The organism is Shewanella sp. Shew256 (assembly GCF_002196695.1).
GTDB classification, from domain to species: domain Bacteria; phylum Pseudomonadota; class Gammaproteobacteria; order Enterobacterales; family Shewanellaceae; genus Shewanella; species Shewanella mangrovisoli.
The window spans coordinates 1-20111 of record NZ_NAJR01000025.1; the positions used below are offsets into that span (position 1 = coordinate 1).

General features: G+C 47.0%; 32 protein-coding genes, 4 tRNA genes, 1 rRNA gene and 1 pseudogene. 36 read left to right on the plus strand and 2 right to left on the minus strand.

Annotated features, from left to right (window positions below; all coding sequences use genetic code 11):
- The 3 genes from rrf to birA all read left to right on the plus strand — a co-directional run.
- Positions 1-113, plus strand: a 5S ribosomal RNA gene (rrf, locus tag B5P39_RS23305); the annotation flags it as partial.
- Positions 114-323: 210 nt separating this feature from the next.
- Positions 324-1349, plus strand: coding sequence for a UDP-N-acetylmuramate dehydrogenase (gene murB / locus B5P39_RS23310; RefSeq protein ID WP_088213102.1), 1026 nt, complete (start codon positions 324-326; stop codon positions 1347-1349).
- Positions 1342-2301 (plus strand): bifunctional biotin--[acetyl-CoA-carboxylase] ligase/biotin operon repressor BirA, encoded by a 960-nt coding sequence (gene birA / locus B5P39_RS23315; protein WP_088213096.1) that lies wholly within the window; start codon positions 1342-1344, stop codon positions 2299-2301. The genes murB and birA overlap by 8 nt, the downstream gene beginning before the upstream one ends.
- On the opposite strand, the gene coaA is transcribed toward birA, so the two are convergent.
- A complete protein-coding gene (gene coaA, locus B5P39_RS23320; RefSeq protein WP_011715453.1) occupies positions 2302-3252 on the minus strand; it encodes a type I pantothenate kinase in 951 nt (316 codons plus the stop codon).
- Positions 3253-3486: 234 nt separating this feature from the next.
- Between coaA and B5P39_RS23325 the strand changes: the two genes are divergently transcribed.
- The 33 genes and pseudogenes from B5P39_RS23325 (at position 3487) to rplQ (ending at position 18999) form a co-directional block, all read left to right on the plus strand.
- Positions 3487-3562: transfer RNA gene (locus B5P39_RS23325), tRNA-Thr, on the plus strand.
- Positions 3563-3569: 7 nt separating this feature from the next.
- A tRNA-Tyr gene (locus tag B5P39_RS23330) sits at positions 3570-3654 on the plus strand.
- 35 nt (positions 3655-3689) lie between these two features.
- Positions 3690-3763 (plus strand) — tRNA-Gly (locus tag B5P39_RS23335).
- 9 nt (positions 3764-3772) lie between these two features.
- Positions 3773-3848, plus strand: a tRNA-Thr gene (locus tag B5P39_RS23340).
- Positions 3849-3963: 115 nt separating this feature from the next.
- A pseudogene (tuf, locus tag B5P39_RS23345) lies at positions 3964-5044 on the plus strand (elongation factor Tu).
- A gap of 337 nt (positions 5045-5381) precedes the next feature.
- A complete protein-coding gene (gene rpsJ / locus B5P39_RS23350; RefSeq protein ID WP_011070616.1) occupies positions 5382-5693 on the plus strand; it encodes a 30S ribosomal protein S10 in 312 nt (103 codons plus the stop codon).
- Positions 5694-5720: 27 nt separating this feature from the next.
- Positions 5721-6359, plus strand: coding sequence for a 50S ribosomal protein L3 (gene rplC, locus B5P39_RS23355; RefSeq protein ID WP_011070617.1), 639 nt, complete (start codon positions 5721-5723; stop codon positions 6357-6359).
- A 17-nt stretch (positions 6360-6376) separates the two neighbouring features.
- On the plus strand, positions 6377-6982 hold the full coding sequence (gene rplD / locus B5P39_RS23360; RefSeq protein WP_011070618.1) for a 50S ribosomal protein L4: 606 nt from the start codon (positions 6377-6379) through the stop codon (positions 6980-6982).
- Complete coding sequence (gene rplW, locus B5P39_RS23365; protein ID WP_039977607.1) at positions 6982-7284, plus strand: 50S ribosomal protein L23; 303 nt, start codon at positions 6982-6984, stop codon at positions 7282-7284. Before rplD ends, rplW begins: the two co-directional genes overlap by 1 nt.
- A gap of 16 nt (positions 7285-7300) precedes the next feature.
- Positions 7301-8125 carry a 50S ribosomal protein L2 gene (gene rplB, locus B5P39_RS23370; protein WP_011621028.1) on the plus strand — a complete coding sequence of 275 codons (825 nt, stop codon included), beginning with the start codon at positions 7301-7303 and terminating at the stop codon, positions 8123-8125.
- A gap of 14 nt (positions 8126-8139) precedes the next feature.
- A complete protein-coding gene (gene rpsS, locus B5P39_RS23375) occupies positions 8140-8418 on the plus strand; it encodes a 30S ribosomal protein S19 (RefSeq protein ID WP_006083596.1) in 279 nt (92 codons plus the stop codon).
- A gap of 15 nt (positions 8419-8433) precedes the next feature.
- Positions 8434-8766 (plus strand): 50S ribosomal protein L22, encoded by a 333-nt coding sequence (gene rplV, locus B5P39_RS23380; RefSeq protein WP_006083595.1) that lies wholly within the window; start codon positions 8434-8436, stop codon positions 8764-8766.
- Between the two features lie 9 nt (positions 8767-8775).
- Entirely contained in the window at positions 8776-9468 is a 693-nt protein-coding gene (rpsC, locus tag B5P39_RS23385; RefSeq protein ID WP_011070621.1) for a 30S ribosomal protein S3, read from the plus strand.
- 11 nt (positions 9469-9479) lie between these two features.
- Entirely contained in the window at positions 9480-9890 is a 411-nt protein-coding gene (gene rplP / locus B5P39_RS23390) for a 50S ribosomal protein L16 (protein ID WP_006083593.1), read from the plus strand.
- Positions 9890-10081: a 50S ribosomal protein L29 gene (gene rpmC, locus B5P39_RS23395; RefSeq protein ID WP_007644429.1), complete on the plus strand. Its 192-nt coding sequence runs from the start codon at positions 9890-9892 to the stop codon at positions 10079-10081. Before rplP ends, rpmC begins: the two co-directional genes overlap by 1 nt.
- Entirely contained in the window at positions 10081-10329 is a 249-nt protein-coding gene (gene rpsQ, locus B5P39_RS23400; RefSeq protein WP_011070622.1) for a 30S ribosomal protein S17, read from the plus strand. Before rpmC ends, rpsQ begins: the two co-directional genes overlap by 1 nt.
- A gap of 178 nt (positions 10330-10507) precedes the next feature.
- Complete coding sequence (gene rplN / locus B5P39_RS23405; RefSeq protein WP_011715463.1) at positions 10508-10876, plus strand: 50S ribosomal protein L14; 369 nt, start codon at positions 10508-10510, stop codon at positions 10874-10876.
- 11 nt (positions 10877-10887) lie between these two features.
- On the plus strand, positions 10888-11202 hold the full coding sequence (gene rplX, locus B5P39_RS23410; RefSeq protein WP_011070623.1) for a 50S ribosomal protein L24: 315 nt from the start codon (positions 10888-10890) through the stop codon (positions 11200-11202).
- Between the two features lie 12 nt (positions 11203-11214).
- A complete protein-coding gene (rplE, locus tag B5P39_RS23415) occupies positions 11215-11754 on the plus strand; it encodes a 50S ribosomal protein L5 (protein WP_011715464.1) in 540 nt (179 codons plus the stop codon).
- Positions 11755-11764: 10 nt separating this feature from the next.
- Entirely contained in the window at positions 11765-12070 is a 306-nt protein-coding gene (gene rpsN / locus B5P39_RS23420; protein WP_011715465.1) for a 30S ribosomal protein S14, read from the plus strand.
- A 24-nt stretch (positions 12071-12094) separates the two neighbouring features.
- Positions 12095-12487: a 30S ribosomal protein S8 gene (gene rpsH, locus B5P39_RS23425; RefSeq protein WP_007644434.1), complete on the plus strand. Its 393-nt coding sequence runs from the start codon at positions 12095-12097 to the stop codon at positions 12485-12487.
- A gap of 10 nt (positions 12488-12497) precedes the next feature.
- Positions 12498-13031 (plus strand): 50S ribosomal protein L6, encoded by a 534-nt coding sequence (gene rplF / locus B5P39_RS23430; RefSeq protein WP_011715466.1) that lies wholly within the window; start codon positions 12498-12500, stop codon positions 13029-13031.
- 10 nt (positions 13032-13041) lie between these two features.
- Positions 13042-13392, plus strand: a complete 351-nt coding sequence (rplR, locus tag B5P39_RS23435) for a 50S ribosomal protein L18 (protein ID WP_088213097.1) — start codon at positions 13042-13044, stop codon at positions 13390-13392.
- 12 nt (positions 13393-13404) lie between these two features.
- Positions 13405-13908 (plus strand): 30S ribosomal protein S5, encoded by a 504-nt coding sequence (gene rpsE / locus B5P39_RS23440; protein ID WP_007644438.1) that lies wholly within the window; start codon positions 13405-13407, stop codon positions 13906-13908.
- Between the two features lie 6 nt (positions 13909-13914).
- The gene (gene rpmD / locus B5P39_RS23445; RefSeq protein ID WP_007644440.1) at positions 13915-14097 is read left to right on the plus strand and encodes a 50S ribosomal protein L30; all 183 of its coding nucleotides are present in this window, start codon (positions 13915-13917) and stop codon (positions 14095-14097) included.
- A 3-nt stretch (positions 14098-14100) separates the two neighbouring features.
- Positions 14101-14535 (plus strand): 50S ribosomal protein L15, encoded by a 435-nt coding sequence (rplO, locus tag B5P39_RS23450; protein WP_011070628.1) that lies wholly within the window; start codon positions 14101-14103, stop codon positions 14533-14535.
- Positions 14536-14542: 7 nt separating this feature from the next.
- On the plus strand, positions 14543-15883 hold the full coding sequence (gene secY / locus B5P39_RS23455; RefSeq protein WP_011621032.1) for a preprotein translocase subunit SecY: 1341 nt from the start codon (positions 14543-14545) through the stop codon (positions 15881-15883).
- Positions 15884-15904: 21 nt separating this feature from the next.
- Complete coding sequence (rpmJ, locus tag B5P39_RS23460; protein ID WP_006083579.1) at positions 15905-16018, plus strand: 50S ribosomal protein L36; 114 nt, start codon at positions 15905-15907, stop codon at positions 16016-16018.
- A 115-nt stretch (positions 16019-16133) separates the two neighbouring features.
- Positions 16134-16490: a 30S ribosomal protein S13 gene (gene rpsM / locus B5P39_RS23465; protein WP_011070630.1), complete on the plus strand. Its 357-nt coding sequence runs from the start codon at positions 16134-16136 to the stop codon at positions 16488-16490.
- A 14-nt stretch (positions 16491-16504) separates the two neighbouring features.
- Positions 16505-16897, plus strand: a complete 393-nt coding sequence (rpsK, locus tag B5P39_RS23470; RefSeq protein WP_006083577.1) for a 30S ribosomal protein S11 — start codon at positions 16505-16507, stop codon at positions 16895-16897.
- 31 nt (positions 16898-16928) lie between these two features.
- On the plus strand, positions 16929-17549 hold the full coding sequence (gene rpsD / locus B5P39_RS23475; protein ID WP_011715468.1) for a 30S ribosomal protein S4: 621 nt from the start codon (positions 16929-16931) through the stop codon (positions 17547-17549).
- Between the two features lie 24 nt (positions 17550-17573).
- A complete protein-coding gene (locus B5P39_RS23480) occupies positions 17574-18563 on the plus strand; it encodes a DNA-directed RNA polymerase subunit alpha (protein WP_011070632.1) in 990 nt (329 codons plus the stop codon).
- A 40-nt stretch (positions 18564-18603) separates the two neighbouring features.
- The gene (gene rplQ, locus B5P39_RS23485) at positions 18604-18999 is read left to right on the plus strand and encodes a 50S ribosomal protein L17 (RefSeq protein WP_011621033.1); all 396 of its coding nucleotides are present in this window, start codon (positions 18604-18606) and stop codon (positions 18997-18999) included.
- A 64-nt stretch (positions 19000-19063) separates the two neighbouring features.
- Here the strand turns inward: rplQ and B5P39_RS23490 are convergent, their stop codons facing one another.
- Entirely contained in the window at positions 19064-20017 is a 954-nt protein-coding gene (locus B5P39_RS23490) for an ABC transporter substrate-binding protein (RefSeq protein ID WP_254915855.1), read from the minus strand.
- Positions 20018-20111: the final 94 nt, after the last annotated feature.

Here is a 20111-nt window from a genome sequence, read left to right on the forward strand (position 1 = left end):
GGTGACAATAGCATTGTGGTCCCACCTGATCCCATCCCGAACTCAGAAGTGAAACGCAATCGCGCCGATGGTAGTGTGGGGTCTCCCCATGTGAGAGTAGGTCATCGCCAAGCGCCTAATTTTCTCGATAAGAGAGCAGAAAGCCAGCTGAATAAGCTGGCTTTTTTGCATTTGGCGTTCTTAACTGCCACTCCCACTGTTATTTTTACTCTTGTTCAAGATCTTGCTGCATTACTTATCTGCTTTGACTGATCGACCTCAGTTTGCTGCAATTCTAGGGTGAAGCGTTTACAATGTCGCTTTTGTCGCGGCAGAACATCACCATGTCTTTTCCATATTCGCTAAAGCCGTTTAATACTTTTGGTGTGGAGCAATCCTGCTTATCCTTGATTGAAGTCCATTCCAAGGCAGAGCTACAGTCGACCTGCTTATCCTTATATCAGTCTAAGCGACCTATGCTTGTACTCGGTGGCGGCAGTAATATCGTATTCACCGATGATTTTAATGGCACTGTAGTGCGAGTTTTGTCTAAGGGCATTTTCTGCTCTGAAGATGACACTCACTTTTACCTTGCTGTTGAGGCGGGTGAGAACTGGCATGAGTTGGTTCAGTTCAGCTTAAATCAGAATATGCCAGGACTTGAGAACTTAGCGCTGATCCCTGGCACCGTTGGTGCGGCTCCGATCCAAAATATCGGCGCCTATGGCGTTGAGCTGTGCGATATTTGTGATTGGGTCGAATATCTGGAACTCGAGTCTGGTAACTTGCTAAGGCTTACAGTCGATGAGTGTGAGTTTGCCTATCGGGAGTCGATATTTAAGGGCAGCTTACGCGACAAAGCTGTGATTACCGCCGTTGGTTTGCGCCTTCCTAAAGCTTGGCAACCGAAATTGGCCTATGGTCCGTTGCAACCATTTACCGCTGAGACAGTGACTCCAAGGGAGATTTTTGATCGGGTCTGTGAAGTGAGGAGCGAAAAGCTACCTAATCCAGAAGTGCTAGGGAATGCAGGCAGTTTCTTTAAGAATCCTCTCGTAAGCGCGGCGACTTATATGCAGCTTGCTGCGCGTTTCCCGAGTATCGTCGGTTATGCTCAACCCAATGGAGAGGTTAAACTGGCTGCGGGTTGGCTAATCGAGCATGCGGGTCTTAAGGGTTTTGCCCTCGGGAATGCGGGAGTGCATGCGAAGCAAGCTCTTGTATTAGTGAATTTAGGCCATGCGACCGGCCAAGATATTTGCCGATTAGCATTGCATGTGATTGCGCGAGTAAATGAGGTTTTTGGCATTAAGCTCGAAGCCGAGCCAAGAATTATGGGATTAACAGGGGAGACGAGTCTTGATGTCTGATAACTGGGTGAGAAAACGCGAAATATTGGGATTGCTATCGAGCGAACATTTTGTCTCAGGCGAAGAGCTGGCGACACAACTGGGTATTTCTCGTGCGGCGGTGAGTAAGCATGTGGATGCTTTGGAAGACTATGGCGTGGCAATTTACAGTGTCAAAGGCCGTGGTTACAAGCTAGCGAACCCCATCTCCCTCATCGACTCAACGCGGTTAATTCAGTCAATTGATAATCGCTGCTTTTATTTTGATGAGATCCCAAGCACCAACGGCTTTATGTTAAGTCATACGGGTGAGCTTAAGAGTGGCGACCTGTGTGTCGCGGAGTACCAGTCGGCTGGGCGAGGTCGTCGCGGCCGTACTTGGGTTTCTCCCTATGGGCATCATTTATATTTCTCGCAGTTCTGGTCATTCCCACAGGGTATGGCGCAGGCCATGGGCTTAAGCTTAGTGGTGGCTTGTAGTTTAGTCGAGGTATTGAAATCCTTTGGGATAGATAATATCGGCGTGAAATGGCCAAACGATATTTACCTTAATTATAAAAAGCTTGCAGGGATTTTGATTGAAATGTCAGGTCAGGCTGACAGCGAGTGCCAATTGATCATTGGTATTGGCGTCAACATGGCCATGTCGGAAGATCAGGGTAAAGGTATCGACCAGCCTTGGAGCGATTTATCCGCCTTAGCGACTATGCCGAATAAAACGGATCTCGTGATTGCGCTGCAAAAGCAGCTGAAGAAAGACATTCAACTATTTGAACGTGAAGGGTTAGCGGCATTCAAGCTGCGTTGGCAAGCGGCTGATCTATTCTATGGCAAAGAGATCCGTTTGCTCATGGGTGAAAATCATGTTGAGGGTATTTGCCGGGGCGTCGACGAACAGGGCGCAGTACTACTTGAAACCGCCGATGGCACACAGGCATACATCGGCGGCGAAATCAGTTTAAGGCCAAGATAGCTATTTGCGTAACAATACGTGGGACATCAAGTGATCCTGGCCTTTTTGCAGGATCAGATGTGCCCGCTCTCTTGTCGGCTGGATATTGAGTTGTAAATTGGGGCCGTTAATTGTGTCCCAAATCTTCGCCGCAATCGCATTCGCCTCATCATCCGTTAGGCTGGCGTAGTGATGGAAATACGACTTTTCATCACTGAAGGCGCCTTTACGGAATTGCAAAAAGCGCTCCTGATACCACTGCTTTAATAAGTGCTCTTCGGCATCGACGTAAATGGAGAAGTCGACAAAGTCGGAGACGAAGGGACGACGTATATCTACCGGTGAATCTAAGCCGGTTTGCAGAACATTGAGTCCTTCTAAGATCAAAATATCGGGCTGAGAAACCGTTTGATGCTGGCCGCGAATACGATCGTAAGTCACGTGGGAATAGATGGGCGCATTCACATGGGCTTGCCCCGATTTTACCGCCGAAATAAATTCGACCAACATCTTCATGTCGTAGCTTTCGGGAAAGCCTTTACGCTGCAACAGGCCCTTGCGCTTTAAGTCAGCCAAAGGATACAGAAAACCATCGGTAGTGACTAAATCGACCTTAGGATGCTCAGGCCAGTGGCGCAGCAAGGCTTGCAAAATACGCGCTGTGGTACTTTTGCCTACGGCAACGCTGCCGGCGATACTAATGATATAAGGGCTACTTGAGGGTTTTTGGCCGAGAAACTCATCTAAGACTAAGCCACGTTGTTGCTTCGATTTTACGATGAGATTGAGTAACCGGCTGAGTGGCAAGTAAATGTCGGTCACTTCTGAGAGGGAGACCTTCTCATTAATACCGCGCAAATTTTCCAAGTCTTGTTCACTCAGTGTCATCGGCACTGCGTCCCGTAAAACAGACCATTGCGCGCGCTCAAAGGCAAGATAGAGTGCTTTTTGAATTGGATTTTTTGACGTCATTGGCTTTCCTCGGCTTAGGGATCGCACAGTACACCATGACTTAAGTATCGACAATATAAAATCTATTCTCGATGCCCCGTTTATTGGTCAGGCTTGAGTATTCGCAGAATAATTGCACGACAGCCTTGGTTTAAGTGTAAAAAAGCATCATTTGATTGCTTTTTTTAAACAAATCGTCGATTTTTGCTTGCACTTGGGCACACATTTACCTAATATCCCGTTCCGAAATGATTTGCCGGCATAGCTCAGTTGGTAGAGCAACTGACTTGTAATCAGTAGGTCCCGAGTTCGACTCTTGGTGCCGGCACCATTTTACTGGAGGGGTTCCCGAGTGGCCAAAGGGATCAGACTGTAAATCTGACGGCTCCGCCTTCGAAGGTTCGAATCCTTCTCCCTCCACCATTTTCTAGGTAGTTAGGTAGCCTTAGTTAGGTTGCGCGGGCATCGTATAATGGTATTACTCCAGCCTTCCAAGCTGATAACGCGGGTTCGATTCCCGCTGCCCGCTCCAAATTTAGTTGCTGATATGGCTCAGTTGGTAGAGCACACCCTTGGTAAGGGTGAGGTCGGCAGTTCGAATCTGCCTATCAGCACCAGCCTTTCTAAAATAAGCTCCTATACCTAAATAATCGGTTCGATGTCATTTATATGCATCGGATTTTTTCTATATGTATGTTTTCATCACCAAGACTCTTGGATTGAGGCAATACCATGGCAAAAGCTAAATTTGAACGTAATAAGCCCCATGTTAACGTGGGCACCATCGGTCACGTTGACCATGGTAAAACCACTCTGACTGCAGCTATCTCTCACGTACTGGCTAAGACCTACGGTGGTGAAGCTAAAGACTTCTCTCAAATCGATAACGCTCCAGAAGAGCGTGAGCGCGGTATTACCATCAATACCTCTCACATCGAATACGATACACCAACTCGCCACTACGCACACGTAGACTGCCCAGGCCACGCTGACTATGTTAAAAACATGATCACTGGTGCTGCACAGATGGACGGCGCGATCCTGGTAGTAGCTTCTACTGACGGTCCAATGCCACAAACTCGTGAGCACATCCTGCTGTCTCGCCAAGTAGGCGTACCATTCATCATCGTATTCATGAACAAATGTGACATGGTTGACGATGCTGAGCTGTTAGAATTAGTAGAAATGGAAGTGCGTGAACTGTTATCAGAATACGACTTCCCAGGTGATGACTTACCAGTTATCCAAGGTTCTGCTTTGAAAGCCCTTGAAGGCGAGCCAGAGTGGGAAGCGAAGATCATCGAATTAGCCGCTGCACTGGATTCTTACATTCCAGAACCAGAGCGTGATATCGATAAGCCATTCCTGATGCCAATCGAAGACGTATTCTCAATCTCTGGCCGTGGTACAGTAGTAACAGGTCGTGTTGAGCGTGGTATCGTACGTGTTGGTGACGAAGTAGAAATCGTTGGTATCCGTGCAACTACTAAGACAACCTGTACTGGTGTTGAAATGTTCCGTAAGCTGCTTGACGAAGGTCGTGCAGGTGAGAACTGTGGTATTCTGTTACGTGGTACTAAGCGTGATGACGTAGAACGTGGTCAAGTATTATCTAAGCCAGGTTCAATCAACCCACACACTACTTTTGAATCAGAAGTATACGTTCTGTCAAAAGAAGAAGGTGGTCGTCACCAACATCAAGATGAAAGTGACTCTGATCTGCCCAATCGCGATGGACGAAGGTTTACGCTTCGCAATCCGTGAAGGTGGCCGTACAGTAGGCGCTGGTGTTGTAGCTAAGATTTTCGCTTAATCGCGAACTAGTTATAGTACTGAAAAAGGAAGCTTCGGCTTCCTTTTTTATTTTGGGCTGGTGTTATTCTGAAATTTGTGTAAAATGCTCGCCACTCTGAAGTTGAATAGTCTTTTTGATGACTATTTACACAGCGGGCTTGAAATCTAATTTTAGATAAGTATAATGGCCCCCTCGTTAACCTAGGTTAGCGAATTAAATGATGAGTCAATGAACTTGTCATTATCATAGCGGCTCCGATTGGGAGTCGAACGGTTAAATCATCTCGCTCTGCTTTTCCTGTAAGGAAGAAGCTAGAGGGTGATTTTTTATGTGTCCATTTTAGGAGCTCTGGTCAATGCAGAACCAAAGAATCCGTATCCGCTTAAAAGGATTTGATCATCGCTTAATTGATCAGTCTACAGCGGAAATCGTTGAAACTGCTAAGCGTACAGGCGCCCAGGTACGTGGTCCTATCCCACTGCCAACGCGCAAAGAGCGTTATACCGTTTTGATCTCTCCGCACGTTAATAAAGATGCTCGTGACCAGTACGAATTACGTACACACAAGCGCCTGGTTGACATCGTAGAGCCAACTGAAAAGACTGTAGACGCGCTAATGCGTTTAGATCTTGCGGCTGGTGTCGACGTACAGATTAGCTTGGGTTAATTGAGATCCTTAGAAGAGGTTTGAGAGATGGCTATCGGTCTTATTGGTCGTAAAGTTGGTATGACTCGCATCTTCACTGAAGATGGTGTTTCTATACCTGTTACAGTAATTGAAGTTGCTGGCAACCGTGTTACTCAAGTGAAAACTTTAGAAACTGACGGTTACCGTGCTCTTCAAGTTACTACTGGTACCAAAAAAGCCAATCGCATCACTAAACCAGAAGCAGGTCACTTTGCCAAGAGCGGTGTTGAAGCCGGTCGTGGACTGTGGGAATTGCGTCTGGCAGACGGTGAAGGCGAAGGCATTGAAGTTGGTGCTGAGCTAAATGTAGGTATCTTCGCTGATGTAGCGAAAGTTGACGTTACTGGTCAATCTAAAGGTAAAGGCTTCCAAGGCGGTGTTAAGCGTTGGAACTTCCGTACTCAAGATATGACTCACGGTAACTCTTTGTCGCACCGTTCGAACGGTTCTATCGGTCAGAACCAAACGCCTGGTCGCGTATTTAAAGGCAAGAAAATGTCAGGCCACATGGGTGCCGAGCGTGTTACTACTCAAAATCTAGACGTTGTACGTGTAGATGTTGAACGTAACCTGCTACTGGTTAAAGGTGCTGTTCCGGGCGCAACTAACGGCGACCTGATCATCAAGCCTGCAGTTAAAGCTTAAGGTCTGAGGAGATAGTAATGGAATTGGTATTGAAAGACGCGCAAAGCGCTCTTGAAGTTTCCGAAACTACCTTCGGCCGTGACTTTAACGAGGCACTGGTTCATCAGGTAGTTGTAGCATACGCTGCAAACGCACGTCAGGGCACTCGTGCTCAAAAGACTCGTGCGGAAGTAACTGGCTCTGGCAAAAAGCCATGGCGCCAAAAAGGCACTGGCCGCGCTCGTGCGGGTGGTGTTAAGGGCCCAATCTGGCGTGGCGGTGGCGTAACTTTCGCTGCTAAAACTCAAGATCACAGCCAAAAAGTTAACAAGAAGATGTACCGCGGCGCGCTGAAAAGCATTCTGTCTGAGCTGGTACGTCAAGACCGTCTGGTTGTTGTTGAATCATTCAGCGTTGAAGCTCCTAAAACTAAAGAGCTGAAAGCTAAATTGAAAGCAATGAACTTAGAAGACGTGTTAATTGTGACTTCAGAAGTTGACGAGAATTTATTCTTAGCAGCTCGCAACCTGTACAAGGTTGACGTTCGTGACGTTGCAGGTCTAGACCCAGTAAGTCTGATCGCGTTCAACACAGTGCTTGTGACTGCTGATGCAGTTAAGCAAATCGAGGAGATGCTAGCATGATGATCCGCGAAGAACGTTTGCTAAAAGTAATTCTTGCACCTCACATCTCTGAAAAGAGCACTGTGAATGCTGAGAAGCACAACACTGTTGTTTTCCGCGTAGCTATCGATGCAACTAAAGCTGAAATCAAAGCTGCTGTTGCTAAGCTATTTGAAGTTGAAGTCGAATCAGTTCGCACTTTAGTGAGCAAAGGCAAAACTAAACGTACTGGTGGCCGTGCTGGCCGTCGTAGCGATTGGAAAAAAGCCTACGTGACTTTAGCTGCTGGTGCTGACATCGATTTCGTCGGCGGCGCTGAGTAAGCAAAGGAGAATTATCATGGCAGTTATTAAGTGTAAGCCAACCTCTCCAGGTCGTCGCCACGTTGTTAAAGTGGTGAACTCTGACCTGCACAAGGGTAAACCTTTTGCTGGCCTGTTGGCGAAAAAATCTAAAAGTGGTGGCCGTAACAACACTGGCCGTATCACTGTTCGTCACGTTGGTGGCGGTCACAAGCAGCACTACCGTTTAATCGACTTCAAACGCGATAAAGATGGTATCCCTGCAAAAATTGAGCGTCTGGAATACGATCCAAACCGTACTGCGCACATCGCGTTAGTACTGTATGCGGATGGTGAGCGTCGTTACATCCTTGCTGCTAAAGGCATGCAAGCTGGCGACAAGATCCAGTCTGGTGTTGAAGCCGAAATCAAAACCGGTAACGCAATGCCACTGCGCAACATTCCAGTAGGTTCTGTTGTGCACGCTGTAGAAATGAAGCCTGGTAAAGGTGCTCAGATCGCGCGTTCAGCGGGTGCTTATGTACAAGTTGTTGCTCGTGATGGCGCATATGCCACTTTACGTCTTCGCTCTGGCGAAATGCGCAAAGTGCCAGTTGATTGCCGCGCAACATTTGGTGAAGTTGGTAATGCCGAACACATGCTACGCCAGTTAGGTAAAGCAGGTGCTAAGCGCTGGAGAGGCGTTCGCCCAACAGTTCGCGGTGTTGCAATGAACCCGGTAGACCATCCACACGGTGGTGGTGAAGGCCGTACTTCTGGTGGTCGTCACCCAGTGACTCCATGGGGTGTGCCAACTAAGGGTTATAAGACTCGTAGTAACAAGCGCACTGACAAGTACATCGTACGTCGTCGTAATAAATAGTAAGAGGATTCGCCATGCCACGTTCTCTCAAGAAAGGTCCCTTCATTGACCTGCACTTGCTGAAGAAGGTAGAGAAAGCGATGGAAGCAGGTGACAAGAAGCCTATTAAGACTTGGTCACGTCGCTCTATGATCATTCCAAATATGATTGGTTTGACCATCGCTGTCCATAATGGTCGTCAGCACGTTCCTGTGTTCGTAACTGACGAAATGATCGGCCACAAACTTGGTGAATTCTCACCAACTCGCACTTATCGCGGCCATGCTGCTGATAAGAAAGCGAAGAAGCGTTAATACGGGAGGAATAAGATGGAAGTTTTAGCTAAACATCGTTTTGCCCGTACGTCTGCGCAGAAGGCTCGTCTAGTTGCTGATCAAATTCGTGGTTTGCCTGTTGCTAAGGCCCTCGAAATTCTGACTTTCAGCCCAAAGAAAGCCGCCGTACTGGTTAAAAAAGTACTTGACTCAGCTATCGCAAACGCCGAACACAACGAAGGCGCTGACATTGATGAGCTAAAAGTAGGCGCCGTCTTCGTTGACGAGGGTCCAACTATGAAGCGTATCATGCCACGTGCTAAAGGCCGCGCTGATCGTATCATGAAGCGTACCAGCCACATCACTGTGGTTGTATCAGATCGCTAGGAGAGAGCAATGGGACAGAAAGTACATCCTAATGGTATCCGTCTGGGTATCACCAAGCCTTGGATCTCTACCTGGTACGCAGATAAGTCAGATTATGCAAATAACCTGAACAGCGACTGGGAAGTGCGTAAGTATCTTGCAGACAAACTGCAAGCTGCATCAGTATCTAAGATTGTTATCGAACGCCCAGCGAAAAGCATCCGCGTTACTATTCACACTGCCCGTCCAGGCGTTGTGATCGGTAAGAAAGGTGAAGACGTTGAAGTATTGCGTGCTGCAGTTTCAAAACTGGCTGGCACTCCTGCTCAAATTAACATCGCTGAGATCCGTAAACCTGAGCTAGATGCCAAGTTAGTTGCTGACTCAATTGCACAGCAATTAGAGCGTCGTGTTATGTTCCGTCGCGCTATGAAGCGTGCAGTACAAAACGCAATGCGTATTGGTGCTCAAGGTATCAAAGTTGAAGTTAGTGGCCGTTTAGGCGGTGCTGAGATTGCGCGCTCTGAGTGGTACCGTGAAGGTCGTGTACCTTTGCATACACTGCGTGCTGATATCGACTATTCAACCTCTGAAAGTCACACTCAATACGGTGTGATTGGTATTAAAGTTTGGATCTTCAAAGGTGAAGTTCTGGACGGAATGCTGCCACAGATTGAAGAGCCGAAACAGCAGCAACCTAAGCGCAAGCCTCGTGGTAAATAGGAGAGCCGGCAATGCTGCAACCTAAACGTATGAAGTTTCGCAAGATGTTCAAAGGCCGCAACCGCGGTCTAGCGAACGGTACCGAAGTTAGCTTTGGTACTTTTGGTCTGAAAGCAGTCGGCCGTGGTCGTTTAACTGCTCGTCAGATCGAATCTGCACGTCGTGCCATGACACGTCACATTAAGCGTCAGGGACAAATTTGGATTCGAGTTTTCCCGGACAAACCAATTACCTCTAAGCCTCTTGAAGTGCGTATGGGTAAAGGTAAAGGTAACGTTGAATACTGGGTATGTCAGATTCAACCTGGTAAGGTTCTTTATGAGATGAATGGTGTTTCTGAAGTGATCGCTCGTGAAGCGTTTGCTTTAGCTGCTGCCAAGCTTCCAATTAAGACTACCTTCGTAACTAAGACGGTGATGTAATGAAAGCGAGCGAACTAAGAGAAAAGAGCGTTGAAGAACTGAACGCTGAACTACTTGGTCTGCTGCGTGAGCAGTTCAACCTGCGTATGCAACACGCCACTGGTCAGTTGACTCAGACTCATCAACTGAAATTAGTGCGCCGTAACATTGCGCGCGTTAAGACCATTATTACTTCTAAGGCGGGTGCATAATGTCTGATAAAATCCGTACTTTGCAAGGTCGTGTGACAAGCAACAAAATGGATAAAACCATTACTGTAGCTATCGAACGCCAAGTGAAACACCCAATCTATGGGAAGTACATTAAGCGTACGACTAAGATCCATGCACACGATGAAGCTAATCAGTGCAACGAAGGCGATGTAGTAGCGATCCGCGAATGTCGTCCTCTGTCTAAGACTAAATCTTGGACTCTGGTTGAAGTAGTATCAAAGGCCTAATTATATTAGGTATTTAGGTAAACGGCTCCAGTATTTGGGGCCGTTTGTTTTTTAATACTATACATTCCATATTTATGGTGTTATATTTGCGCGCCATTTTTGACTAAATTCAAAGCAAAAATGGTGTTTATAGTCCCAATTGTGGGAATTGTGTAGTAACGATAGCGGAGCACTTAAAATGATCCAAATGCAATCGACTCTTGACGTCGCATGTAACAGCGGCGCACGCAGAGTTCAGTGTATTAAGGTCTTGGGTGGCTCTCATCGTCGTTATGCCGGTATCGGCGACATCATCAAGGTTTCTGTTAAAGAAGCAATTCCTCGCGCTAAAGCGAAGAAAGGTGATGTGTATAACGCGGTGGTAGTCCGTACTAAGAAAGGCGTACGTCGTCCAGACGGTTCTGTCATTCGCTTCGATCGGAATGCAGCAGTTCTTCTGAACAACAACCTGCAGCCGATTGGCACTCGTATCTTTGGACCAGTGACACGTGAATTGCGCTCTGAGCAGTTCATGAAGATTGTCTCGCTGGCACCAGAAGTACTGTAAGGAGCTTCAAAATGGCAGCTAAAATCCGTCGTCAAGACGAAGTAATCGTATTAGCAGGTAAAGACAAGGGCAAACGCGCTAAAGTTGCTCAAGTATTACCTACTGGTAAGTTAATTGTTGAAGGCATCAATCTTGTCAAGAAACACCAAAAGCCAAACCCACAACTGGGTGTAGCCGGTGGTATTGTTGAGAAAGAAGCACCGATTCAAGCATCAAATGTTGCGATCTTTAACCCTGTCACTGGCAAGGCGGATCGTGTTGGTTTCCGATTTGAAGACGGCAAAAAAGTTCGTTTCTTTAAATCGAACAGTGAACTCGTTAAGTAACTGGAGTAAACGATGGCGAAACTGCATGATAAATATCAAGAGACTGTTGTCGCTGAACTGACTAAAAAGTTCGGTTATACCAGTGTCATGCAAGTCCCTCGGATTGAGAAAATCACCCTGAACATGGGTGTTGGCGAAGCCGTTGCAGACAAAAAAGTTATGGAACATGCTGTTCGTGACATGACTGCAATCGCTGGTCAAAAACCAGTAGTGACTGTTGCTCGTAAATCAGTTGCTGGTTTTAAAATCCGTGAAGGCTACCCTATTGGCTGTAAAGTGACCCTGCGCGGTGAGCGTATGTGGGAATTCTTAGAGCGTTTAGTTGACATCGCAATCCCACGTATTCGTGACTTCCGTGGTCTGAGCGCTAAAGCGTTCGACGGCCGTGGTAACTACGCAATGGGCGTGCGTGAGCAGATCATTTTCCCAGAAATCGATTACGATAAAATCGATAAAATTCGCGGTATGGATATTGTTATCACTACCTCTGCGAATTCTGACGAAGAAGGTCGTGCTTTGTTAGACGCTTTTAACTTCCCATTCAAGAAATAAGGGTAGCGTAATGGCAAAAACATCAATGAAAGCACGTGAAGCAAAGCGTGCACAGCTCGTAGCTAAGTTCGCTGAAAAGCGCGCTGCTCTGAAAGCAATTATTGCAAGTCCAGCTTCTTCTGACGAAGACCGTTGGGATGCAGTATTAAAGCTGCAAGCTCTACCACGTGATTCCAGCGCATCGCGTCAACGCAATCGTTGTAATCAAACTGGTCGCCCACATGGTTTCCTGCGTAAGTTCGGTTTAAGCCGTATCAAGTTACGTGAAGCAACCATGCGTGGTGAAGTTCCTGGCCTGCGTAAGGCTAGCTGGTAAGCACTTGTCACGGAGTAAGCTAATATGAGCATGCAAGATCCTATTGCGGATATGTTAACCCGTATTCGTAACGGCCAAGCTGCTAACAAAGTATCTGTGAAGATGCCTTCTGCTAAGCTGAAAGTCGCTATTGCGAAACTGCTTAAAGAAGAAGGTTACATCGCTGATTACGCCGTAGCAGATGAAGCCAAGCCTGAACTGGAAATCACTTTAAAGTATTTCCAAGGCCAACCAGTCGTTGAGACTATCCAGCGCGTAAGCCGTCCTGGTCTTCGTATTTACAAAGGTAAAAACGAGTTACCAAAAGTGATGGGCGGACTGGGTGTCGCAATTGTGTCCACTTCTAAAGGCCTGATGACTGATCGTGCCGCCCGCCTTGCAGGCATGGGTGGCGAGGTTATCTGCTACGTAGCATAAGGAGCTAGGAATGTCTCGTGTAGCAAAAGCACCAGTATCTATTCCAGCTGGCGTAGAGGTGACCTTAAACGAACAGACCCTGACCGTCAAAGGCGCGAAAGGAAGTCTGACTCGAGTGATCAACAATGCGGTCAATGTTGTTATTGAAGATGGCGTGATCAAGTTCCTACCTGTTGAAGGCGCTGTTGGCGCTTGGGCACAGGCTGGTACCACACGTGCATTAGTAAACAACATGGTTGTTGGTGTATCTCAAGGTTTTGAGCGTAAGTTAAAGTTAGTTGGCGTTGGTTACCGTGCGAAGCTCGTCGGTTCTGACATTGACCTGACTTTAGGTTTCTCTCATCCGTTAGTACACAAACTGCCCGCAGGCGTTACTGCAGAGTGTCCAAGCCAAACTGACATCGTCCTACGTGGCGTTGATAAGCAGTTAATTGGCCAAGTCGCTGCTGAGATTCGCGGATACCGTCCACCAGAGCCATACAAAGGCAAGGGTGTTCGCTATGACGACGAAGAAGTACGCCGTAAAGAGGCTAAGAAGAAGTAGGTAACGCGATATGGATAAGAAAACATCTCGCTTACGTCGCGCTATTCGCGCTCGTAAGAAGATCCAAGAGCTGGGCGTGAACCGTCTGGTTGTACATCGTACACCGCGTCACATTTATGCTCAGGTGATCAATCCTGAAGCTCAGGTGGTGGCAGCTGCTTCAACCGTGGAAAAAGCGGTTAAAGAGCAACTGAAGAGTACCGGTAACGTAGACGCGGCTAAAGCAGTAGGTAAATTTATTGCTGAACGCGCGATCGAGAAAGGCGTAACTGCTGTTGCGTTCGATCGTTCTGGTTTCAAGTATCACGGTCGTGTAGCTGCTCTGGCAGATGCTGCTCGTGAAGCTGGCCTCCAGTTCTAAGGGGTTATAAAAATGGCTAAATTAGAAGCTCAGCAAAAAGACGATCTGCAAGAGAAATTAATTGCAGTTAATCGTGTTTCTAAAGTAGTTAAGGGCGGTCGTATCTTTAGCTTCACTGCACTAACAGTAGTGGGTGATGGTAACGGTAAGGTCGGCTATGGCTATGGTAAAGCGCGCGAAGTTCCAGCAGCGATTCAAAAAGCTATGGAAAAAGCCCGTCGTAACATGGTGACCGTTGAGTTGAATGCAGGCACTCTGCATCACCCAGTTAAAGGTCGCCATACTGGTTCACGTGTATACATGCAACCAGCATCACAGGGTACCGGTATTATCGCCGGTGGCGCAATGCGTGCCGTATTGGAAGTAGCAGGCGTTCATAACGTTCTGTCAAAAGCATACGGTTCTACTAACCCGATCAACATCGTTCGCGCGACTGTAGATGCTCTGGTGCACATGAAGTCACCTTCGCAAATCGCAGCTAAGCGTGGCCTGAATGTTGACGAAATTCGGGGGTAATGCACCATGGCAACTAAAACTGTAAAAGTTACTCAGACTAAAAGTGCTATCGGTCGTTTACCAAAGCACCGTGCGACCTTAACTGGTCTTGGTCTGCGTCGCATTGGTCACACTGTTGAATTAGAAGATACTCCTTCAGTTCGCGGTATGATCAACAAGGTCTACTACATGGTTAAGGTGGAGGATTAATAGATGCGTTTAAATACTCTATCTCCAGCTGCAGGCGCTAAGCATGCACCAAAGCGTGTAGGCCGTGGTATGGGTTCAGGCTTAGGTAAAACTGCTGGTCGTGGTCATAAAGGCCAAAAATCTCGTAGCGGTGGCGGTGTACGCCCAGGCTTCGAGGGTGGTCAAATGCCACTTAAGATCCGTTTACCTAAATTTGGTTTTACCTCGCGTCGCGCTATGGTAACAGCTGAAGTTCGTGTACTCGAACTGGCTAAAGTTAACGGTGATGTTATCGACTTAAACGCTCTGAAAGATGCGAACGTTATTACTCGCAACATCCAGTTTGCGAAAATCGTTCTTTCAGGTACCATTGAGCGCCCAGTGACCGTAAAAGGTCTGAAGGTAACCAAAGGTGCACGTGCAGCGATTGAAGCTGCTGGCGGTAAGATCGAGGAATAATACGTCGATGGCAAAACCAGGACTTGATTTAAAAAGCGCGAAAGGTGGACTTTCTGAATTGAAAGCTCGCCTCCTGTTCGTGATTGGTGCGATTATCGTCTTTAGAGCCGGTTCGTTTGTGCCAATTCCTGGTATTGACGCAGCTGTATTAGCAGAGCTGTTTGCTCAGCAAAAAGGTACCATCCTTGGCATGTTTAACATGTTCTCGGGTGGTGCTCTTTCCCGTGCTTCTATCTTTGCATTAGGTATCATGCCGTACATTTCGGCATCGATTATCATGCAGTTATTGACTGTGGTGCATCCTGCACTCGCTGAATTGAAAAAAGAAGGCGAATCTGGACGTAAAAAAATCAGTCAGTACACACGTTGGGGTACGTTGGTGCTGGGTACATTCCAGTCGATCGGTATTGCAACAGGGTTACCAAACTTAGTCCCAGGCCTTGTGGTCAACATTGGATTCGGTTTCTACTTTGTTGCGGTTGTGAGCTTAGTAACAGGAACTATGTTCCTGATGTGGCTAGGTGAGCAAATTACCGAACGAGGTATAGGTAACGGTATCTCGATTTTAATTTTCGCAGGTATTGTTGCTGGATTACCTTCCGCTATCGGCCAAACGGCTGAGCAGGCGCGTCAAGGTGACCTGAATGTGTTAGTATTGTTGTTGCTCGCGGTAATTATTTTTGCTGTGACTTATTTCGTGGTGTTTGTAGAACGTGGTCAACGTCGTATCGTTGTTAACTACGCTAAGCGCCAGCAAGGCCGCAAGGTGTTCGCTGCGCAATCTACTCACTTGCCGCTGAAAATAAACATGGCGGGTGTAATTCCTCCAATTTTTGCGTCAAGCATCATTTTGTTCCCAGGCACACTGGCTCAGTGGTTTGGTCAAAATGAGTCTATGTCATGGTTAAGTGATTTTTCACTGGCCGTGTCACCTGGACAACCGCTTTACTCATTATTGTATGCAGCAGCGATTATCTTCTTCTGTTTCTTCTATACTGCGTTGGTATTTAACCCACGTGAAACAGCAGACAACCTGAAGAAGAGTGGTGCATTCATCCCTGGGATCCGTCCTGGAGAACAGACTTCGCGTTACATTGATAAAGTAATGACTCGCTTGACATTAGCTGGCGCGTTATACATTACCTTTATCTGTTTAATTCCGGAGTTCATGTTAATTGCGTGGAAAGTACAGTTCTATTTTGGCGGTACTTCACTACTAATTATGGTAGTCGTAATCATGGACTTCATGGCTCAGGTTCAGACCCATATGATGTCACATCAGTATGAGTCTGTGATGAAGAAAGCTAACCTAGTAAACAAAGCGAACTTAGATCGCTTTGGTCGCTAAGTAGCTTTACGGAGTGATGAAATGAAAGTTCGAGCTTCCGTGAAGAAGATCTGCCGTAACTGCAAGATCGTCAAGCGTAGTGGCGTTGTACGCGTTATCTGTGTTGAACCAAAACACAAACAGCGTCAAGGCTAATTGAAAGATTGTTCAGCCCAGTTTTGGGCTGAACAAAATATTGTTTGCAAATCTGTCAACTGTCGAGTATCCTTTCGGGCTTTTCGCAGTTGGCCTTTAACTTAAGGAGTGCATAGTGGCCCGTATCGCTGGCATTAACATTCCTGATCAAAAGCATACAGTCATCGCATTGACTGCAATTTTCGGCATCGGCCGTACTCGCGCTAGAGCAATCTGCGCAGCTACGTCAATCGCTGAAACTGCTAAGATCAAGGAATTGAGCGAAGCTCAAATCGACACCCTACGCGAAGAAGTTGCCAAATACTTAGTAGAAGGTGACTTACGTCGTGAGATTTCCATGAACATCAAGCGTCTGATGGACCTTGGTTGCTATCGTGGTCTCCGCCATCGTCGTAGCCTGCCTCTTCGTGGGCAACGTACTAAGACCAATGCGCGTACGCGTAAAGGTCCACGTAAACCAATCAAGAAGTAACGGGAAGGTAGACAATGGCTAAAGTTCCGTCACGTTCTCCGCGTAAGCGCGTACGTAAACAGGTTGCAGATGGCATGGCTCATATCCATGCTTCTTTCAACAACACAATTGTCACCATTACAGATCGTCAAGGTAATGCGTTGTCATGGGCTACTTCAGGTGGTTCAGGTTTCCGTGGTTCACGTAAATCTACGCCATTTGCTGCACAGGTAGCTGCTGAGCGTGCAGGTGCTGCTGCTCAAGACTACGGTTTAAAAAACCTTGAAGTGTTTGTGAAGGGTCCAGGTCCAGGTCGTGAATCAGCCATTCGTGCGCTGAACGCTGTTGGTTATAAAATTACCAACATTACCGATGTGACGCCGATCCCTCATAATGGTTGTCGTCCTCCTAAAAAGCGTCGTGTATAACGCGTTTCATTAGGATAGTTGGAGAAAGATCATGGCAAGATACTTGGGTCCCAAGCTCAAGCTCAGCCGCCGAGAAGGTACTGACCTTTTCTTAAAAAGCGGTGTGAGAGCAATCGATTCAAAGTGTAAACTGGAATCTGCACCAGGACAGCATGGCGCTCGTAAGCCACGTCTGTCAGAGTACGGTTTACAGTTACGCGAAAAACAAAAAGTTCGTCGTATTTACGGTGTGTTAGAAAAGCAATTCCGTAACTACTACAAAGAGGCTGCACGTCTGAAAGGCAACACTGGTGAGAACCTGTTGCAACTTTTAGAAACTCGTTTAGATAACGTTGTTTATCGTATGGGTTTCGGTGCGACTCGTGCAGAATCACGTCAGCTAGTAAGCCATAAATCAATTATGGTTAACGGTCGTGTTGTTAACATTCCGTCATTCAAAGTGTCTGCGAATGATGTTGTAAGCATCCGTGAAAAGTCACGTACTCAAGCTCGTATCAAAGCGGCTTTAGAAGTGGCTGCTCAACGCGAGAAGCCTACATGGGTTGAAGTCGACAGCGCGAAAATGGAAGGTGCTTTCAAGCGTATTCCAGAACGTAGCGATTTGTCTGCGGAAATTAACGAACAGCTGATCGTCGAGCTTTACTCTAAGTAAGGCTAACAAACAAGAGAGGACACAATGCAGGGTTCTGTTACAGAATTTCTTAAACCGCGTCTCGTTGATATCGAGCAGGTTAACTCAACACGTGCCAAGGTTACTTTGGAACCGCTTGAGCGTGGTTTCGGCCACACTTTAGGTAACGCGTTGCGTCGCATCCTATTGTCGTCTATGCCCGGCTGCGCGGTTACCGAAGTCGAGATTGACGGCGTACTGCACGAATACAGCAGTAAGGAAGGCGTACAAGAAGATATCCTTGAAATCTTGCTAAACCTGAAAGGGTTAGCAGTGACTATCGAGGGTAAAGACGAGGCTATGCTTACATTAAGCAAGTCCGGCGCAGGCCCTGTCATCGCAGCAGATATCACGCATGATGGTGATGTCACTATCGTGAATCCTGATCATGTTATCTGTCATTTAACAGGTAACAATGATATCAGCATGCGTATTCGCGTTGAGCGTGGTCGTGGTTATGTGCCAGCATCTGCTCGTGCACAGACTGAAGACGATGATCGCCCAATCGGCCGTTTGCTGGTTGATGCTTCTTTCTCGCCAGTTGCACGTATTGCCTACAATGTAGAAGCAGCTCGTGTTGAACAGCGTACTGACTTGGATAAACTCGTTATCGATATGACCACTAACGGTACTATCGATCCTGAGGAAGCTATCCGTCGTTCTGCAACCATCTTAGCTGAACAGCTGGATGCGTTTGTTGAGCTGCGCGACGTGACTGAGCCAGAAATGAAAGAAGAGAAGCCGGAGTTCGATCCGATTCTGTTGCGTCCTGTCGACGATTTAGAGCTAACTGTACGTTCGGCTAACTGTTTGAAAGCCGAAGCGATTCATTACATCGGAGATCTGGTACAGCGTACTGAAGTTGAGCTGCTGAAAACCCCTAACTTAGGTAAGAAGTCTCTTACTGAAATTAAGGACGTTTTAGCTTCTCGCGGACTGTCGTTAGGTATGCGTCTGGAAAACTGGCCTCCAGCTAGTTTAGCAGACGACCTATAAGTCTCAGGTTTGTACAGATTTAGGTTATAAGGATTAGGTCATGCGCCATCGTAAGAGTGGTCGTCAACTTAACCGCAACAGCAGCCACCGCCAAGCTATGTTCCGTAACATGGCAAGCTCACTGGTTCGTCATGAGATCATCAAGACAACCGTAGCTAAAGCGAAAGAACTGCGTCGCGTAGTTGAGCCTCTGATAACACTTGCTAAGAGTGACAGCGTTGCAAACCGTCGTTTAGCGTTTGCACGTACTCGCGACGCTGAAGTCGTAGGTAAGTTATTCACTGAATTGGGTCCACGTTACCAGGAACGTCCTGGTGGCTACACCCGTATCCTTAAGTGCGGTTTACGTGCTGGTGATAAAGCCCCAATGGCTTACATCGAGCTAGTAGGTCGTCCAGAAGCTGCTCAAGCTGTTGAAGTTGAAGCTGCTGAGTAATTAAGGCTACAAAGATTGAAAAACCGGGCTCTAAGCCCGGTTTTTTGTTTTTAGCGTTTCTTCGTTAATCAACCCAAGCCGTTTGTTTCTCAATTTCCTTTGGCAGTTTGAGTTGCCATTTCTTTATCGCTGCACGGCTAAATCGATATTGGCCAAGATCATCTGTAATAGGGAAGATGTTCTCAGGCTTTTCTCCTGCGAGTATTCTAAGGACCATGTCGGCTGCGATTGAGCCATGATGATAGCCATCGAGCACATACCCACCTAGATTGCCATTGGCATAGATGCTAAATCCCCAAAAGCCGAAATTCGGCACCGGTGTGTGGTTAGCAATCCATTCGAGCAAGTTATCGGCATCCACCGATTGATTGTCTTCATCTCTAACTGCGTGATATAGCGCCACCACAATCGCACTATAACCATTATCCTTTGCTGCTCTGACTTGTTGTTGCCACTCTGCGAATTGGGTTAGTTGGAGAATATGAACTTCTATATCGCTTAACATGCTTGATGGTTGCTTACTGATGTACTCGGCCGCGATTTTCGAAGTATTGCTGCCATCGAAGAGCACTAGGATTTTACGATGCTTGGCCTGTGGCAATAATCTCTCGAGTAACAGTAAGGAACGCTTGAGTAAGGGGCGCTCTAGCACGCCTGTGAAGCGCTTATGCTCATTTAAATGGTATTCACGAGGATTCATATTCACCCCGAGATAAACCACGGGAATTTGGCTGCTATTGAGACGTTGATGGAGATAATGAACGGCGTTGTCATCGGCAAGGATCACGAGTTGTGGTTGTTGCTCCACAATGAACTGCCAAGCCAGTTCTGCACGCTCGGCGTAGCGCTCTTTCGCTAAGCGCTTAGTGTCCATCTCAAAGTGGCTAACTTGATGTTGTGGGGCCAGTTTATCGACAATGGCTTGATAGTATTCTTGATCCCACTGATAGCCTTGATGGTAACTTTCTATAACCACCACTTTAGCAGCGTAGAGCATTAGCGGGTGACTGGTGAACATTAGGAGTAGCAACAGTCGCCATCTTTTGTTAAATGGCTTAATCACATTCATAGACAGCGTCCTGCCGGAATACTGTCTTGAGTATAGTTCAGCC

What these genes read in the sequence shown, in the direction of transcription:
- murB (WP_088213102.1), top strand. Translation starts at nt 324, where the DNA reads ATGTCTTTTCCATATTCGCTAAAGCCGTTTAATACTTTTGGTGTGGAG.
- birA (WP_088213096.1), top strand. Translation starts at nt 1,342, where the DNA reads ATGTCTGATAACTGGGTGAGAAAACGCGAAATATTGGGATTGCTATCG.
- coaA (WP_011715453.1), bottom strand. Translation starts at nt 3,252, where the DNA reads ATGACGTCAAAAAATCCAATTCAAAAAGCACTCTATCTTGCCTTTGAG.
- rpsJ (WP_011070616.1), top strand. Translation starts at nt 5,382, where the DNA reads ATGCAGAACCAAAGAATCCGTATCCGCTTAAAAGGATTTGATCATCGC.
- rplC (WP_011070617.1), top strand. Translation starts at nt 5,721, where the DNA reads ATGGCTATCGGTCTTATTGGTCGTAAAGTTGGTATGACTCGCATCTTC.
- rplD (WP_011070618.1), top strand. Translation starts at nt 6,377, where the DNA reads ATGGAATTGGTATTGAAAGACGCGCAAAGCGCTCTTGAAGTTTCCGAA.
- rplW (WP_039977607.1), top strand. Translation starts at nt 6,982, where the DNA reads ATGATCCGCGAAGAACGTTTGCTAAAAGTAATTCTTGCACCTCACATC.
- rplB (WP_011621028.1), top strand. Translation starts at nt 7,301, where the DNA reads ATGGCAGTTATTAAGTGTAAGCCAACCTCTCCAGGTCGTCGCCACGTT.
- rpsS (WP_006083596.1), top strand. Translation starts at nt 8,140, where the DNA reads ATGCCACGTTCTCTCAAGAAAGGTCCCTTCATTGACCTGCACTTGCTG.
- rplV (WP_006083595.1), top strand. Translation starts at nt 8,434, where the DNA reads ATGGAAGTTTTAGCTAAACATCGTTTTGCCCGTACGTCTGCGCAGAAG.
- rpsC (WP_011070621.1), top strand. Translation starts at nt 8,776, where the DNA reads ATGGGACAGAAAGTACATCCTAATGGTATCCGTCTGGGTATCACCAAG.
- rplP (WP_006083593.1), top strand. Translation starts at nt 9,480, where the DNA reads ATGCTGCAACCTAAACGTATGAAGTTTCGCAAGATGTTCAAAGGCCGC.
- rpmC (WP_007644429.1), top strand. Translation starts at nt 9,890, where the DNA reads ATGAAAGCGAGCGAACTAAGAGAAAAGAGCGTTGAAGAACTGAACGCT.
- rpsQ (WP_011070622.1), top strand. Translation starts at nt 10,081, where the DNA reads ATGTCTGATAAAATCCGTACTTTGCAAGGTCGTGTGACAAGCAACAAA.
- rplN (WP_011715463.1), top strand. Translation starts at nt 10,508, where the DNA reads ATGATCCAAATGCAATCGACTCTTGACGTCGCATGTAACAGCGGCGCA.
- rplX (WP_011070623.1), top strand. Translation starts at nt 10,888, where the DNA reads ATGGCAGCTAAAATCCGTCGTCAAGACGAAGTAATCGTATTAGCAGGT.
- rplE (WP_011715464.1), top strand. Translation starts at nt 11,215, where the DNA reads ATGGCGAAACTGCATGATAAATATCAAGAGACTGTTGTCGCTGAACTG.
- rpsN (WP_011715465.1), top strand. Translation starts at nt 11,765, where the DNA reads ATGGCAAAAACATCAATGAAAGCACGTGAAGCAAAGCGTGCACAGCTC.
- rpsH (WP_007644434.1), top strand. Translation starts at nt 12,095, where the DNA reads ATGAGCATGCAAGATCCTATTGCGGATATGTTAACCCGTATTCGTAAC.
- rplF (WP_011715466.1), top strand. Translation starts at nt 12,498, where the DNA reads ATGTCTCGTGTAGCAAAAGCACCAGTATCTATTCCAGCTGGCGTAGAG.
- rplR (WP_088213097.1), top strand. Translation starts at nt 13,042, where the DNA reads ATGGATAAGAAAACATCTCGCTTACGTCGCGCTATTCGCGCTCGTAAG.
- rpsE (WP_007644438.1), top strand. Translation starts at nt 13,405, where the DNA reads ATGGCTAAATTAGAAGCTCAGCAAAAAGACGATCTGCAAGAGAAATTA.
- rpmD (WP_007644440.1), top strand. Translation starts at nt 13,915, where the DNA reads ATGGCAACTAAAACTGTAAAAGTTACTCAGACTAAAAGTGCTATCGGT.
- rplO (WP_011070628.1), top strand. Translation starts at nt 14,101, where the DNA reads ATGCGTTTAAATACTCTATCTCCAGCTGCAGGCGCTAAGCATGCACCA.
- secY (WP_011621032.1), top strand. Translation starts at nt 14,543, where the DNA reads ATGGCAAAACCAGGACTTGATTTAAAAAGCGCGAAAGGTGGACTTTCT.
- rpmJ (WP_006083579.1), top strand. Translation starts at nt 15,905, where the DNA reads ATGAAAGTTCGAGCTTCCGTGAAGAAGATCTGCCGTAACTGCAAGATC.
- rpsK (WP_006083577.1), top strand. Translation starts at nt 16,505, where the DNA reads ATGGCTAAAGTTCCGTCACGTTCTCCGCGTAAGCGCGTACGTAAACAG.
- rpsD (WP_011715468.1), top strand. Translation starts at nt 16,929, where the DNA reads ATGGCAAGATACTTGGGTCCCAAGCTCAAGCTCAGCCGCCGAGAAGGT.
- B5P39_RS23480 (WP_011070632.1), top strand. Translation starts at nt 17,574, where the DNA reads ATGCAGGGTTCTGTTACAGAATTTCTTAAACCGCGTCTCGTTGATATC.
- rplQ (WP_011621033.1), top strand. Translation starts at nt 18,604, where the DNA reads ATGCGCCATCGTAAGAGTGGTCGTCAACTTAACCGCAACAGCAGCCAC.
- B5P39_RS23490 (WP_254915855.1), bottom strand. Translation starts at nt 20,017, where the DNA reads ATGTTCACCAGTCACCCGCTAATGCTCTACGCTGCTAAAGTGGTGGTT.